The following is a 14,914-nucleotide window of genomic DNA, read 5'->3' on the forward strand; positions in this document are numbered from 1 at the left end:
AATTGTTGTTTTTACCTATACTTAACCAAAAACATAGGTAAAGGTTAAATATTATCTGTATTTTCAGAACTCAAATATCAAGAAATAGCTAATATTTGGTTATCAACATCTTGTTTTCAGCCTTTTAAAGCAATAAAGCTGATTGAGTAGTTCCAAAACTCAAAAATATTTATCGGCTTTGCCATGAGTTAATCTTTTGTTAACTATATGTTAACTAAAAGTCCATAAAACCTATGAATTGAAGAGAACATTAATTATATTGACGTATATATTTATTTGGCTCATTCATTAGACTGATAATTCAGCAATCTAATCATAAATTATCCATTTCTTAATTTTTTGATAACCAAACAAGATTATCTATGTTAATCAGAGACATCTAAATGTCAAAAAATGGGAAGTATAGTAGCTATCGAAGTCAGTAATCTCTCTAAGAGTTTCAAAGGTAAAACAGCATTAAAAAATGTATCTTGCACCATTAATGAGGGAGAAATGGTTGCCCTTATAGGTGCATCTGGCTCAGGCAAATCTACTCTTTTGCGGCATATCAATGGCTTGCATATCGGAGATGCAGGAGCAGTTTATATTTTTGGCACTGTTCTACAAAGCCAGGGAAAATTACATTCTAGTATTAGAGCTTTACGCAGTCAGATAGGCTGTATTTTTCAACAATTTAATTTAGTCAATCGGTTAACAGTTATTGAAAATGTTCTTGTTGGTAACTTAGCACGATTGCCTATTTTGCGCTCACTATTACATTTATTTACCAAAGAAGAAAAAATTCAAGCTCTTGCGGCATTAGATAGAGTAAGCATTATTGAACAAGCTTACAAACGGGCATCTATGCTTTCTGGAGGACAACAGCAACGAGTAGCGATCGCTCGTTGTTTAGTGCAAGGAGCAAAAATCATCCTGGCTGATGAACCGATTGCATCTTTAGATCCTGAGTCGGCGCGGAAAGTCATGGAGTTACTTGTGCAGCTAAATCGCCAAAGCGGAATCACTGTAGTTGCTTCCTTACATCAGATTCAGATGGTGCGTAATTACTTTGATCGAGCGATCGCACTCAAAGATGGAAAAGTCATTTTCGATAGTAAAACCAGTGAACTCAACGATACTAAATTGAATGAACTTTACGGTACAGCCGTTGAAGAACTCGTGCTAAGGGGACATGGCGAACTGATGGTGTAGTCATTCAACTTGTTAACAGTTAACCGTCAACAGTCAACCATAGCAAAGCAGTTTAATATCTTCACCATAGAGGAAATTTATTAATGAATAGACGCTTCTTTATTCAACAAACTTTATTATTTATCCTCACCTTGACTACTGCCAAAGCTTTATCTGCTTGCAGTTCTAATGCTAATACTAACACCGCAGATATCAAAGAAATTAACTTTGGTGTTCTGTCTACAGAATCTCAGGCTAATCAAAAACCTCTTTGGGAACCCTTTGCAGCAGAGATGTCTAAGGAAATTGGTATCCCTGTGAAACCTTTTTATGTTACTCAGTATGCAGCATTAATTGAAGCCATGCGCTTTGGTAAAGTCCAAGCAGCTTGGTTAGGTGGTAAATCTTATGTTGAAGCTGCAAAAATTGCTGATGCTGAAGCCTTTGCTCAAGTTATTGGGGATGATGGTACTAAAGGCTATTACTCTTATTTAATTGTTAACAAAGACAATCCTATTGCTACCGAGGCAAAAGCCGAAGGTGGTGATAAGTATGTAATTAAAAATGCTGCTAAACTTACCTTTGCTTTTAATGACCCTAATTCTACTTCTGGATTTTTAGTACCTAGCTACTACGTTTTTATTAGAAATAATATTGACCCCAAAAAAGCATTCAAACGATTAATTTTTGCGGGAAATCACGAAGCAACTGCCCTTGCTGTCGCCAATAAGCAAGTAGATGTAGCAACAAATAATAGTGAAGCTTTAGGTAGATTAGAATTAACTAATCCCGCAGCCCGTAATAAACTTGAAATTATTTGGAAATCATCAGAGATTCCCAGCGACCCCATTACCTATCGCAAAGATTTACCAGAAGATATTAAGAAAAAACTGCAAAATTTCTTTTATAATTACAAAGATGAAAAAATTCTAAAACCCTTTAAAGTTTCTGGTTTCGCTCCAGCCCAAGATAAAAATTGGAACACAATTAGGGAATTAGAGATTGCTAAAGCAATTCAAGAAACACAAGCGAAAGATAATTTAAGTGAGTCAGATAAAAAACAGAAGATTGCAGAACTTAATCAAGAACTCAAACAACTGCAAACAAATTAATCTGTTAACTGTTGACTGTTAATTGTCAACAGTTATCTAATAGAAAAATCAAAAGTAAACAATCAGTGAAAAACAATCCTTATATTAACACTTCCAAATTAGAAAAAATATTAGAACAAGAAGCGAAATCTGTAACAAAAAGTAGAATTCTGTTTCTTGCAGTGATTGTTGCTATTTTAATTTTCTCTTCTAGACAAAGCGAACTAAATTTTTTGCTACTATTTCAGCGTGGCGATAATATGGCTGAGTATCTCAAGGCATACTTTCCACCTGATTTTAGCGATTGGCAATACTATTTCTCAGAAATATTAATTACTATTTCAATGGGAATTTGGGGAACTTTGATGGCAGCGATCGCAGCTGTTCCTCTATCTATCCTAGCATCTAATAATATGTGTCCGATATGGGTTGTCCAACCAACACGCCGCGTTTTAGATGCTATGCGTGCTATTAACGAAATCGTCTTTGCGCTAATATTTGTAGTTGCTGTAGGCTTGGGGCCATTTGCAGGAGTTTTGGCTTTATTTGTTCATACTGCTGGTACTCTGGGTAAGTTATTTTCCGAAGCAGTAGAATCAATTGAACCAGGCCCAGTAGAAGGAATTAGAGCAACTGGTGCAAATCAAATTCAAGAAGTTATTTATGGTGTAATTCCTCAAGTCATGCCTTTATGGACTTCTTTTACACTTTACAGATTTGAGTCAAATGTACGTTCTGCTTCTGTGTTAGGAATTGTTGGTGCTGGTGGGATTGGCGTTTCACTATATCAGAGTTTTGGTGCATTTGAATACCAAAAAGTCTGTGCAATTTTAATTTTATTAGTTGTTGCTACTGGTGCTATTGATTTACTTTCTGCAAAGGTGAGAGAGTGGTTAGTTTAGGAAAATTGTTGACTGATGACTATTGACTGTTAAGTATTATTGGACTTGTTTTTGAGTGAGTTAAGATAAGCGTTTAATTTAGGTGACAATTCATCGAGAATTGGTTTAATTATATCTATTTGTTCTTGAGTCAAAAGTTTTCGCTTACAAGCAAGTCTTAACCAATACCTTGTTTCATTTAAAGAACCTCTAGCAATTTTTATAAACCTTTGATTATCTTGTAAATTATAACGACCGTTTCCTTCGGCAATATTAGCGCCTATACTATCTGCCGACTTGACAATTTGCTTTCCCACTGTATCTTTTGCAAAGTAATCCCATTTCTGTACAATAAACCAAATTTCATTCGCTAAATTTTCTGATAATTGGTAAACTCGCAAATTTTGAAAGGTTTCCATAATTGTTGATAGTTGACCGTTGACGGTTAACTGCTAAACTAGCCCAAAGAAGTGTTTAATGTCACCAGTCATCAGTCAACAGTCATCAGTCAACTAAATCATTTTCAAAAAATAACTCCATGCGATCGCCTCTTAGTCTAGTCACACCATATTCAATTACATTACCTGTTTGATCAACATTCACAGACTCCGCTAATAGAATGGGTTGATTGAGTGGTATTTGTAACCATTTAGCATCTTGAGGCTGAACTAAACGAGCAGAAACGCAGGTACTACGACGTATATGATCGCATCCATATGCTTGCTGTAAAAATTGAGATATTGATTGTTGTTCTTGCAAAATCTTGATATTTTTCGGGTCTAAAAAATTAGGGAATCGCTTGAGAGGAAAATACCCTGTAGCCATACTTATAGGTTCTTCATCTGCAAAACTTAAACGTTCAATTAACGCTACCGGCTCACCATAAGCTATCTCTAGCCCCGTAGCTACAGCGTTGTCCGCAGGTACTTCTAAAACACGTAGCAGTTGATACCTCGTTTGCCAACCCTGTGCTTTCAAAGTTTGGTTGTAACGAACTCGCTTACCAATCGCATAGCGGATAGTTTTAGCTGCTACAAAAGTCCCGCGTCCTCGGTCAACGCGCAACAATCCTTCATTTTTGAGGAGGGCGATCGCTTGTCTAATAGTATGGCGATTAACTGCAAATTGTTCTGCTAACTTGGTTTCCGTTGGTAATTTTTCCCCAAGTTGATAAATTCCTTGATGAATGTTTTGTCGCAGTTTCTCAGCAATCTGGGCATAAATAGGCATTATTTCATTCATATATCAATTATCAATATTAGATTGTCAACTTGTCAGAATTGCGTTACTGTATTTTCATCTAGATGTCTAGACAAGTTAAGAATAGTTTAAAACAAAATACCACAAACTCACTTATGCCTACTGTGATGCAGCGACAAGCATGGATGGCAACATTAGCTAAATCCGAGTTAGAGCTATTAGAAAAACTAGTAAGCAAATTAGGTACTTTGCCCAACTATAGCTTTTTACGCTGCCCAGAGATTGGTCTAGCAATGGTGCGGGGACGTGCTGGGGGTACAGGAGAGGCATTTAACTTAGGAGAAATTACCATGACTCGCTGTGTCGTGCAATTAGAAAGCCAAACAGAAGAAGCAATCGCTGGATTTGGGTATGTTGCAGGGCGATCGCTTCGTCATGCAGAACTAGCGGCGGTTTGTGATGCCTTACTGCAAACCCCAAACTGGCATGATCAGATTCAGGCTGAAGTCATTCAACCCTTGCAAATCGAATACCACAAGCAGCAAGAAAGGAAGCAACGCGAAGCAGCAGCTACTAAAGTTAATTTCTTCACAATGGTTAGAGGGGAAGGGTGAGAACTGATGACTGTTGACTGTTGACTAATGACAAACGACAAATGACTAAAGTTACTCATTTACCTGGTTTTCAAGATTTGATTCATGATGCCCAGAGGACATTTCGGGCGTTGTTAGATGCTAATGCTAGGCCAGGGACACCTTATCAGATAACTGCTGAAATGAGTGTACCTCTGGGTTTAACGCCTGCTTGTGGGGCTGCTTGTTTGACGCTGCTGGATTTGGATGTTGTGGTATGGTTACAACCAAGTTTTGGCGATCAAGTTAAGGCTTGGTTGTTGTTCCACACTGGCTGTCGTTTTACGCAGTATCCCCAAGAAGCGAACTTTGCCTTAATTCAAGATTTAGCGGTGTTGCCAGAATTATCTATTTTTAACTGGGGGACGGCAGAAAAACCGGAAGCTTCAACAACGCTGTTAGTACAGGTAGAAAGTTTTGAAAAGGGTCAACCTGTAATGTTGACAGGGCCAGGAATTTTAAATCAACAAGCAATTAATCCGACGATTCCGCCTCACTTTTGGAAATTCTGGATGCAGAATCACCAAGCCTATCCACAAGGTATAGATGTATTCTTTTTTACAGAAAATGCAGTAATGGGGCTACCACGCACGAGTAATTCAAAATGAAAGAACTGTTACCTGTCACCTGTCACCTATCCCCTAGTTTTATGACTCTTGATATTTGCATTGCTAAAGGTGAGGATTTACCTATATTAAGTAAGCTGTATGCTGACATGGATGGTGAGCCACCCTTACCCAAAGATGAGCTAGAAAAAATATTTGCCCAAATCACACAAGTTCCTAATTATCAAATCTATATTGCCTACTTAAATCAGCAACCTGTAGGTACTTTCAGCCTCCTCTATGCGCCAACAATGATGCACCGGGGATATCACAAATTTGCAGTTCTAGATTCAGTGACAGTCATTTCCTCAATGCGCGGAGAAGGAATTGGTAGGCAAATGGTGAAAGCTGCTATTCAACTAAGTGCTGAGGCTGGGTGTTATAAAATTATGCTTTCTTCTAATTTGAAACGCGATCGCGCCCATCAATTCTATCAATCACTAGGATTCGAGCAGCATGGTTGGAGTTTTAAATGCTTACTTCAACCAAGCCATCACAGTCAACAGTCAACAGTCAACAGTTAACAAAATATATGCCATACGTTGCAGTCAAAGGCGGTGAACAGGCGATTCAAAATGCAGAAGCACTTTTGCAAAGCCGACGCAGAGGTGATCCTGCAATTCCTGAATTGACACTAGATCAGATTGAACAACAGCTGACTCTAGCTGTAGAAAGGGTGATGTGTGAAGGAAGTCTATATGACCGAGAGTTAGCAGCCTTAGCAATTAAACAATCGTGGGGTGATTTAGTCGAAGCAATTTTCTTGTTACGTGCATATCGTACAACGCTACCTCGCTTTTACTACAGCCAACCCTTAGATACTGCTAAGATGCAGATTCAACGCCGCATTTCCGCCATTTTCAAAGATGTACCAGGAGGGCAAAGGTTAGGCCCTACCTTTGACTACATCCACCGCCTACTAGACTTTAAGTTAGTAGCAGAAAGGCAGGTTCCTACAGCACCAGAAGCAGAAGCAATTACAGAACAGGTTCCGCGTGTAATTGACACTCTAGATCGGGAAGGATTGATGCAAGCAGAAGAGGAGCAGGGGAGCGGAGGGGCAGGGGAGCAGAGGAGCAGGGGAGCAGAGGAGCAGGGGAAAGATTTTAATTACTCTACTCAGCCATTTGATTTAACTCGTCAACCATTAACCTTTCCGGCTGGACGGGATGCGAGATTACAAAATTTAGCGCGTGCAGATGAAGGTTTTTTGCTATCACTGGCGTACTCTACACAACGAGGTTACGGCAGAAACCATCCTTTTGCTGGAGAAATTCGGATGGGAGAAGTAGAGGTAGTAATTTGCCCAGAAGAATTGGGATTTGAAGTAGCGATCGCAGATATTACTGTCACCGAAGTACAAATGGTTAATCAGTTTAAAGGTAATAAAGAATTACCTGCACAATTTACTCGTGGCTATGGACTCACTTTTGGATACAACGAACGCAAAGCTATGTCGATGGCGTTGGTAGATAGAGCAATGCGCGCCGAAGAATTAGGAGAAACAATTCAAGGCCCAGCCCAAAATCCCGAATTTGTACTTTCTCACTCCGACAATGTGGAAGCCCAAGGTTTTGTCCAACATCTCAAACTTCCACATTACATTGACTTTCAATCCGAGTTAAATTTAGTGCGGAAAATTCGACAGCAACAAGAAAATAATAAATCTTCAGATTTAGCTGTTACGCCATTAGTATTTTCTAACGCAAAGGAAAGCGGAGGTTAACGCTAAGTTACGCAGAGGTTTTATCTTACTATTTTCCAAAATAATTAATGTAAGTTTTTTGACCTTTACACCCTCTTTCAATAATGATTACAGGAATTAACCATATTACTTTGTCTGTATCTGACTTGGAGAAGTCGTTTAGCTTTTATACGGAGATTTTAGGTTGTCAAGCGATCGCTCAATGGCAAACAGGTGCATATTTACTAGCGGGTAACTTGTGGTTATGCCTATCTTTAGATCCTAACACCCACACAAATCCTTTAAAAGAATACACTCATATTGCTTTTAGTATCCCTGAAGATAAGTTTCAGGAATATAGCGATCGCCTCAAAGTTTTAGGTGTCAAACAGTGGAAAGAAAATACAAGTGAAGGCGATTCCATATATATTCTCGACCCCGATTACCACAAGTTAGAACTTCATGTAGGTGATTTATCTTCTAGAATTGCTGCTACTCAAAAAGCTCCCTATAAAGGCATGAAATTTTTTACTAAATCAGTCAACAGTCAACAGTCAACAGTCAACCATCAAACTAATACAAAAATTTCTATCCAAGGAGTAGATGTATTAACTCCTGATGGTTGGCTAAAAGATGCCACAGTTTTAATTGAAGATGGACAATTTACTAGTATTGATCAGGCAGTTAGTCCTAATGGATTTCATTTGGTAAATGCTCAAGGACTCCAGATGTTGCCAGGAATTATTGACTTGCATGGTGATGCTTTTGAAAGGATGATTTGCCCCCGCCCTGGAGTTAATTTTCCTTTACCAATAGCGATCGCTGATAATGACCGTAACCTCTTAGCATCTGGTATCACCACTTTTTACTGCTCAATCACTGACTCTTACGAACCAGGTTTACGCAGCCGCGATTCGGCTCGTGATTTAATTGAATTTATTTTAGGACAAGGAAAAAGCGTTTTAAATTGCGACCATCGCATTCATATTCGCCACGAAGAGGCAAATATAGCAGGACATCAAGAGTTGTGTGATTGGATGATATCTGGTAAGGTGCATCTTTTGTCTATCAACGACCATCTACCACCACCAGGAAATCAAAAGAGATTGAACCGCTATGTTAATAGTGTGAAGCAAAGATCATCTATGTCTATAGAAGAGATTGAAGAATTAATCCACCAAGTTACAGCACGGCGACATGAAGGCGATGCACAAATAAAAGAACTGGTAGATTTAGCCCATATACATAATATTCCTCTTGCTTCCCACGACGATGATAGTCTTGAAAAAGTCTTACTCAGTCAACAACGCCGAGTAGCGATCGCAGAATTTCCCGCCACTGTAGATTTAGCAGCAAAGTCTCGTGAGTATGGCGCAGCAGTCCTTATGGGCGCACCTAACTTAGTGCGTGGTGGTTCTCACTTAGGTTTAATGAGTGTAGCTGAGGCGGTAAAAAATAACGTCCTCGATTGCCTTTGCTCAGATTATCATTATCCTTCCTTGTTTTACGCACCCTTCAAACTGCAAGAATTGGGTTTAATGTCCTTTGAAGAAGCATGGTCATTAGTTTCTAGCCGTCCAGCAGAAGCGGCAGGAATAAGCGATCGCAAAGGTAAAATCGCCCCTGGTTTAGATGCTGATTTCTTGTTGATATCTCCTGATAATTCTTTACCATCTGCGATTGCAGCAATCGCATCTGTTTATGTAGCAGGAAAAGAAGCTGCTAGATATCAAACCCAATAAATTCTCCAGACTATAACCTGTAACCTGTCCCCTAAAATGAAACCTACTATCGAAAGCATTATTAACCTATTCACAGAAAAAGGTTCTCAACTGTATGGTGCAGAAGCCGTCAGTCAGCTAGAACACGCCTTGCAATGTGCTAGCCTCGCTGAAAAATGTGGTCAAAGTCATGAATTAATTACCGCTTGCCTACTCCATGATTTAGGACATTTAACTCATGACTTGGGCAATAATCCAGCCAGCCAAGACATAGACGATAAACATGAACATCGTGCCATACCTTTACTACAAAAGATGTTCAGTCCAGCCGTCACAGAACCGATTAGGCTTCATGTCGTTGCTAAACGTTATCTCTGCTCAGTTGTTCCTGAATATTGGGATAGTCTATCAGCTGCATCAAAACGTAGTTTAGAACTACAAGGAGGTATATTTTCTCCTGAACAAGCCGAACAATTCATTCAACAACCATACGCCCAAGATGCAGTGCAGTTAAGGATTTTCGACGACAAAGCAAAAATAAGCAATCTATCAACACCCGATTTAAATTACTTCATCCCATTTATGACCGCCTCTTTAAATAAGCTGTTAACAGTTAACAGTCATCAGTCATCAGTCAACAGTAAACACTCAACAATCAAATGACTCCCCACTCAGAAACAGGTTTTAACTTTGCCTACCTAGATGAGCAAACAAAGCGTTCCATCCGTCGCGCTTTACTGAAAGCTGTGGCAATTCCAGGACATCAAATCCCCTTTTCTTCCAGAGAAATGCCTATGTCTTACGGTTGGGGTACTGGTGGGATTCAGGTGACGGCGGCTGTGATTGGCCAAAATGATGTATTAAAAGTTATTGACCAAGGTGCAGATGATACTACAAACGCCGTCAATATCCGTCGCTTCTTCAAAAAAGTTTGTGGTGTCCAAACAACAGAACACACACAAGAAGCAACGTTAATTCAGACTCGCCATCGCATACCCGAAACGCCACTCAAAGATGGACAGATTTTAGTTTATCAAGTACCTATTCCTGAACCCTTGCGCTGGCTAGAACCCTCATCTGTAGAGACAGGCAAAATGCACGCCTTAGAAGAATATGGAGCTATGTATGTCAAACTTTACGAAGACATCACCACACATGGACACATTGCTACGTCCTACGACTATCCGGTAATGGTGCATAACCGTTATTTGATGAGTCCTAGCCCCATCCCACGCTTTGACAATCCCAAAATGAATATGAGTCCAGCACTACAATTATTTGGTGCGGGGAGAGAGAAACGTATATATGCAATTCCGCCCTACACCAAAGTTAAGAGCCTGGACTTTGAAGACCATCCCTTTACGGTAGAAAAATGGGATAAAGCCTGTGAGTTATGCGGTTCCACAGAAAGCTATTTAGATGAAGTAGTCATTGACGACCAAGGTGGGCGAATGTGGATTTGTTCAGATACGGATTTTTGTAGAGGAAATGTTGACTGATGACTGATGACTGATGACTGTTGACTATGGACTAATTACTAATGACTAAACCTCTTTTACAAGTTCAGCAATTGAGTAAGTCTTACGGTGCGATTCAGGCTTGCGATCGCATTTCCTTTAATCTCTATCCTGGGCAAGTTTTGGGTATTGTGGGTGAATCTGGTTCGGGTAAGTCTACTTTGCTGAGTGCAATTGCTAATCATATTTCTGTTGACCAAGGTAATATTACTTATAATAGTCGTAGCGGTGAAGACTTAGAAATTTTTCAACTTGCGGAAGCCAAACGACGGTTGTTAATGCGAACTGAATGGGGATTTGTGCAGCAAAATCCTCGTGATGGTTTGCGAATGCGGGTGAGTGCAGGCGCAAATATTGGCGAACGCTTGCTAGATGTAGGAGTTCGGCACTACGGTAATATTCGAGATGAAGCTTCCCATTGGCTAAGACAAGTAGAAATTGACCCAGCACGGATAGATGATTTGCCAGTGCAATTCTCTGGCGGGATGCAACAAAGATTACAACTTGCCCGTGTGTTGGTAACGCGTCCTCGCTTGATTTTGATGGACGAACCGACAGGTGGATTAGATGTTTCAGTGCAAGCTAGGTTATTGGATTTATTGCGATCGCTTGTCCGCAACTTTCACCTCAGCGTGATTATAGTTACTCACGATATCGGTGTAGTTAGGCTACTAGCACACAGATTACTAGTCATGCAAAAAGGACAAGTAGTGGAATCAGGTTTAACTGACCAAGTGCTTGACGATCCACAACATCCATACACTCAATTACTAGTCAGTGCGGCTTTAATACCTTAAATTGTTGACCGTTAACTGTTAACTGTCAACAGTCAACTCTTTCCCCTATTTTTAACCATGCAATCATTAACTCTTAATCATCCTCCAATAAACTTTTCTAGCCAAGCACTTTTGCAAGTTGAGAATTTGCGAAAAGGCTTTACTTTGCATCAGCAAGGAGGTATTGGGCTACCTGTGCTAGAAGGAGTTTCATTGAGTATTAATGCTGGAGAATGTGTTGCCCTTTCTGGTGCATCCGGTAGTGGTAAATCTACATTTATGCGCTGTTTATATGCTAATTATCGCGCTGATAGTGGTTCTATTTGGGTGAAGCATGAAGAAACTTGGCTAGATTTGTGTCAACTTGAGCCTCACGAAATTTTAGCAGTTAGACAGAAAACTATTGGCTATGTTAGCCAATTTTTAAGAGTAATTCCCAGAGTACCAGCGTTAGAAGTTGCCGCAGAACCACTGTTGGAATTAGGGATAAATATAGATGTTGCCTATAACAAAGTTAAAGACTTATTTTATCGCCTCAACCTTGCAGAAAGACTATGGCATCTTTCTCCTACTACGTTTTCTGGAGGCGAAAAACAACGGGTAAATATTACTCGTGCTTTGGTTGTTGATTATCCAATTTTGCTACTAGATGAACCAACTTCAGCCCTAGATGCAACTAATCGCCAAGTAGTTATTGAACTGTTGCAAGAGCGAAAAGCTAAAGGCTGTGCCTTGATTGGCATTTTTCATGACGAAGAAGTAAAAGCGCAACTTTGTAACCGCGAATTAATTTTTAATCGTTGACTGTTGACGGTTAACCGTTGACTGTTAACTACTAAACTTGCCCAACAAAGTATTTACCGTCACCAGTCACCAGTCAACAATCAACAATTTATTTATGAATGAGCAGATTTACACTAACTACCGTTTACAATTGCCAGATCAAGAACTGCTGGGTACTTTAGTAGTCCAAGATGGATTGATTGCTGATATTCAGCCAGGGGTTGTAAGTCATGGTCAAAATGGTGAGGGAGATTATCTTTTACCCGGATTGATTGAATTACATACCGACAATCTTGAACGTTGTATGTCTCCGCGTCCTGGTATTCGCTGGCCTTTAGAAGCCGCAGCAGTTTATCATGACCGAGATTTAGCCAGCGCGGGAGTAACAACAGTATGTGATGCGATCGCAATTGGCGATGTAGCTGCTGGTTCTCCGCGCTTAACTAACTTTGCGCCAATGATTGATGTTATCTCTCAAGGACAAGCAGCCGGACGCTTTTGCGTGGAACATCGCATTCATCTACGCTGTGAACTGGCGTATGAACAAGTTTATGAGATTACAGCCCAATATGCCGATCATCCATTGTTATCGATGATTTCGCTGATGGATCACACTCCAGGTCAAAGGCAATTTGTCCGGTTAGACAAGTTTAAAGAATATTACATGGGTAAACATGGTGTGACTGTTGACGAAATTGACGAGTTTATTTTAATTCGTCAGCAAAAACAACAAATCTATGCACAGAAAAACCGCAAAGCTTTAGTAGAACTTACCAAAACCAAAAATATTTCCTTAGCCAGTCATGATGATGCAACAGTAGAACACGTCCAAGAAGCATTACAAGATGGAGTAGTCTTAGCTGAGTTCCCCACAACCTTAGAAGCCGCCAAAGCAGCACATAACTTAGGATTACAAGTTTTGATGGGTGCGCCTAATTTAGTGCTTGGAGGTTCTCACTCTGGTAATGTTTCTGCAATGGAACTTGTTTTACACGATTTAGTGGATGTGATTTCTTCTGATTACGTTCCGCAAAGCCTACTGCAATCTATTTTTATGATTGCTGAAAAGACAGGCAAACCTATTTACCAAGCAATGCAATTATTTACTAGCAACCCAGCTAAAGCTATTAATTTATTTAGCGATCGCGGTAGCCTAGAAATAGGCAAAAGAGCCGATTTTATTATTGTTCATAATGATGGTATTGTACCCCGCTTGAAGGCAACTATCTGCCGAGGCGATCGCGTTGCATAATCTGAAAGTGAAAAGATATGAGTTGTAAGATATTTGAGCAAGGCGATCAGACAATAAAAATTGCGATCGCCTGATTGCTCTTTTAACTAGGTTGATTGCTTTCTAAACGAGCTTTTAGCAGTTGTTCTCGATTTCGCCTCAAATCTAGACCATTGCGTTCAACTGGATAGGCAATGTCATCTCCTTTAATACCATTCCACAGCAAGCGATTAAAAGCTTGTGCATCTAGCTCTCAACATCCTGCGCCGAAATGGTCATGCTTCCATCACAACTGCTCAAAGATTTATCTCTCATGATATTGACAAACTTCTTGCTCTTGTGGAATGAAACAGCCCTGGCTTTTTAAGGGGGGTTAGGGGGGATCTTAATCTAAGATGATCTAGACTTAATCGCAATTATTATTTCGGTAGTCGCATTTATAGCTTTTGCGATCGCCGAAATAGCTTTTGCGAACTCATTTGTTATTTTTGCGATCGCCGAAATAGCTTTTGCGAACTCATTTGTTATTTTTGCGAACTCCGAAATAGCTTTTGCGAACTCATTTGTTATTTCTGCGAACTCCGAAATAGATTTTGCGAACTCATTTGTTATTTCTGCGAACTCCGAAATAGATTTTGCGAACTCATTTGCTGATAATACTTATGCTTCCGTAACAAATTGGTATAAAAATGAGTAATAATACGGACAAAATCCAAATTATTTCATGTAATTTTTAGTTACATAAATCCACAAAAGCACTCATCTCAGACAGAAGATTACTCCAGTATGTTGAAAAAGGATTATTGAATAAGGATTCATGTAAGAATAAGTTGTACAAATTTATTTTTGAATGCTTACTAGACGCAGCTTCTATATAAAAATTGTTCAAGTTATTTTTACAAGGCTCCTAAGGATATCTCATGTCTTTAAGAACTCGTGGTTCTAATGCTGTTGACAAAGCTCAACTTCGTCTTGCTTTGCTGAAATCGATTGATGAAAATCTAGACTTGGGACACGGGTTAACTATTGAAGCCTACACCAACTTACTAAACTCTACCCGTGCAATTTTAGAAGCTCATAATACGCTTGTTTCCAATCTGGAAGAATCGCGGAAAACATTAACCCAAATGGACAAAGCCCTCTCTGAAATGTCGGAACGAATGCTAAGTGGAGTTGCAACTGTCTACGGCAGAAATAGTATAGAGTATTCAAAAGCTGGCGGTTCTAATCGCAAACGTAATAAACAATCTAGTTCCAAAGTTACTCCAGTTGTAGCAGTTCTGGCTAATCAACCTACTCAAGTTGCGATCGCAAATGGGTCAACTAATGGCAACGGTAAAACTCCTTTGCTGGGATAATCTATTTAACGTGATGTGCAACTTATTTTTACAACCCCTCTCCAAACCTCTCCCCGAAGCGAAGAGAGGCTTTGAATCTTACTCCCCTTCCCTCGTAGGGAAGGGGTTGGGGGTTAGGTTTGAGAGAAAGTTGCACACGGCGTTATTTAATATAACGTGAGTTCGACGGATGTTAAAAACCCCTCTCCAAACCTCTCCCCTGCAAGGAGAGAGGCTTTCAAAACTTGTTTTTTCGTTCAAAACTAGGAAGATTTATGCCCCTCTC

The 14,914-nt window shown here is 39.7% G+C and carries 17 protein-coding genes and 1 pseudogene; 15 read left to right on the top strand and 3 right to left on the bottom strand.

Annotation, left to right across the window (positions count from 1 at the left end):
• The first annotated feature begins 393 nt into the window (after window positions 1-393).
• The 3 genes from phnC to phnE all read left to right on the top strand — a co-directional run bounded on the left by phnC (window position 394) and on the right by phnE (window position 3,163).
• Window positions 394-1,191, top strand: a complete 798-nt coding sequence (gene phnC, locus H6G76_RS11575; protein ID WP_190699995.1) for a phosphonate ABC transporter ATP-binding protein — start codon at window positions 394-396, stop codon at window positions 1,189-1,191.
• A gap of 83 nt (window positions 1,192-1,274) precedes the next feature.
• Entirely contained in the window at window positions 1,275-2,282 is a 1,008-nt protein-coding gene (gene phnD / locus H6G76_RS11580) for a phosphonate ABC transporter substrate-binding protein (RefSeq protein ID WP_190699998.1), read from the top strand.
• Between the two features lie 65 nt (window positions 2,283-2,347).
• Window positions 2,348-3,163, top strand: coding sequence for a phosphonate ABC transporter, permease protein PhnE (phnE, locus tag H6G76_RS11585; RefSeq protein WP_313934767.1), 816 nt, complete (start codon window positions 2,348-2,350; stop codon window positions 3,161-3,163).
• 29 nt (window positions 3,164-3,192) lie between these two features.
• Here the strand turns inward: phnE and H6G76_RS11590 are convergent, their stop codons facing one another.
• Both H6G76_RS11590 and phnF read right to left on the bottom strand, forming a co-directional pair.
• The gene (locus H6G76_RS11590) at window positions 3,193-3,561 is read right to left on the bottom strand and encodes a four helix bundle protein (protein ID WP_190700001.1); all 369 of its coding nucleotides are present in this window, start codon (window positions 3,559-3,561) and stop codon (window positions 3,193-3,195) included.
• 85 nt (window positions 3,562-3,646) lie between these two features.
• Complete coding sequence (gene phnF, locus H6G76_RS11595) at window positions 3,647-4,384, bottom strand: phosphonate metabolism transcriptional regulator PhnF (protein ID WP_190700003.1); 738 nt, start codon at window positions 4,382-4,384, stop codon at window positions 3,647-3,649.
• Window positions 4,385-4,497: 113 nt separating this feature from the next.
• Here phnF and phnG point away from each other — a divergent pair, with 113 nt between their 5' ends.
• The 11 genes and pseudogenes from phnG to phnM all read left to right on the top strand — a co-directional run bounded on the left by phnG (window position 4,498) and on the right by phnM (window position 13,312).
• Entirely contained in the window at window positions 4,498-4,956 is a 459-nt protein-coding gene (gene phnG / locus H6G76_RS11600; protein ID WP_190700006.1) for a phosphonate C-P lyase system protein PhnG, read from the top strand.
• Between the two features lie 41 nt (window positions 4,957-4,997).
• The gene (gene phnH, locus H6G76_RS11605; protein WP_190700009.1) at window positions 4,998-5,582 is read left to right on the top strand and encodes a phosphonate C-P lyase system protein PhnH; all 585 of its coding nucleotides are present in this window, start codon (window positions 4,998-5,000) and stop codon (window positions 5,580-5,582) included.
• The gene (locus tag H6G76_RS11610; RefSeq protein ID WP_313934768.1) at window positions 5,579-6,103 is read left to right on the top strand and encodes a GNAT family N-acetyltransferase; all 525 of its coding nucleotides are present in this window, start codon (window positions 5,579-5,581) and stop codon (window positions 6,101-6,103) included. The genes phnH and H6G76_RS11610 overlap by 4 nt, the downstream gene beginning before the upstream one ends.
• Window positions 6,104-6,111: 8 nt before the next feature.
• Window positions 6,112-7,305: a carbon-phosphorus lyase complex subunit PhnI gene (locus H6G76_RS11615; protein WP_190700066.1), complete on the top strand. Its 1,194-nt coding sequence runs from the start codon at window positions 6,112-6,114 to the stop codon at window positions 7,303-7,305.
• An 83-nt stretch (window positions 7,306-7,388) separates the two neighbouring features.
• Window positions 7,389-7,790: pseudogene (locus H6G76_RS36960) on the top strand (fosfomycin resistance glutathione transferase); the annotation flags it as partial.
• The gene (locus H6G76_RS11620) at window positions 7,782-9,005 is read left to right on the top strand and encodes an alpha-D-ribose 1-methylphosphonate 5-triphosphate diphosphatase (RefSeq protein ID WP_242056374.1); all 1,224 of its coding nucleotides are present in this window, start codon (window positions 7,782-7,784) and stop codon (window positions 9,003-9,005) included. The pseudogene H6G76_RS36960 and the gene H6G76_RS11620, both read left to right, overlap by 9 nt.
• 36 nt (window positions 9,006-9,041) lie before the next feature.
• Complete coding sequence (locus H6G76_RS11625) at window positions 9,042-9,647, top strand: phosphonate degradation HD-domain oxygenase (protein ID WP_190700014.1); 606 nt, start codon at window positions 9,042-9,044, stop codon at window positions 9,645-9,647.
• Complete coding sequence (locus tag H6G76_RS11630; protein WP_190700017.1) at window positions 9,644-10,483, top strand: alpha-D-ribose 1-methylphosphonate 5-phosphate C-P-lyase PhnJ; 840 nt, start codon at window positions 9,644-9,646, stop codon at window positions 10,481-10,483. Before H6G76_RS11625 ends, H6G76_RS11630 begins: the two co-directional genes overlap by 4 nt.
• Before the next feature lie 41 nt (window positions 10,484-10,524).
• A complete protein-coding gene (phnK, locus tag H6G76_RS11635; RefSeq protein ID WP_190700019.1) occupies window positions 10,525-11,298 on the top strand; it encodes a phosphonate C-P lyase system protein PhnK in 774 nt (257 codons plus the stop codon).
• A 57-nt stretch (window positions 11,299-11,355) separates the two neighbouring features.
• Window positions 11,356-12,081, top strand: a complete 726-nt coding sequence (gene phnL / locus H6G76_RS11640; protein WP_190700021.1) for a phosphonate C-P lyase system protein PhnL — start codon at window positions 11,356-11,358, stop codon at window positions 12,079-12,081.
• A gap of 94 nt (window positions 12,082-12,175) precedes the next feature.
• Window positions 12,176-13,312 carry a phosphonate metabolism protein PhnM gene (gene phnM / locus H6G76_RS11645; RefSeq protein ID WP_190700024.1) on the top strand — a complete coding sequence of 379 codons (1,137 nt, stop codon included), beginning with the start codon at window positions 12,176-12,178 and terminating at the stop codon, window positions 13,310-13,312.
• A gap of 82 nt (window positions 13,313-13,394) precedes the next feature.
• Here the strand turns inward: phnM and H6G76_RS37650 are convergent, their stop codons facing one another.
• Window positions 13,395-13,517, bottom strand: a complete 123-nt coding sequence (locus H6G76_RS37650; RefSeq protein ID WP_277883083.1) for a hypothetical protein — start codon at window positions 13,515-13,517, stop codon at window positions 13,395-13,397.
• 694 nt (window positions 13,518-14,211) lie between these two features.
• Between H6G76_RS37650 and H6G76_RS11650 the strand changes: the two genes are divergently transcribed.
• On the top strand, window positions 14,212-14,649 hold the full coding sequence (locus H6G76_RS11650) for a hypothetical protein (protein WP_190700027.1): 438 nt from the start codon (window positions 14,212-14,214) through the stop codon (window positions 14,647-14,649).
• Window positions 14,650-14,914: the final 265 nt, after the last annotated feature.

Origin of the sequence: Nostoc sp. FACHB-152 (assembly GCF_014697475.1) — a bacterium.
Lineage (GTDB): Bacteria > Cyanobacteriota > Cyanobacteriia > Cyanobacteriales > Nostocaceae > Nostoc_B.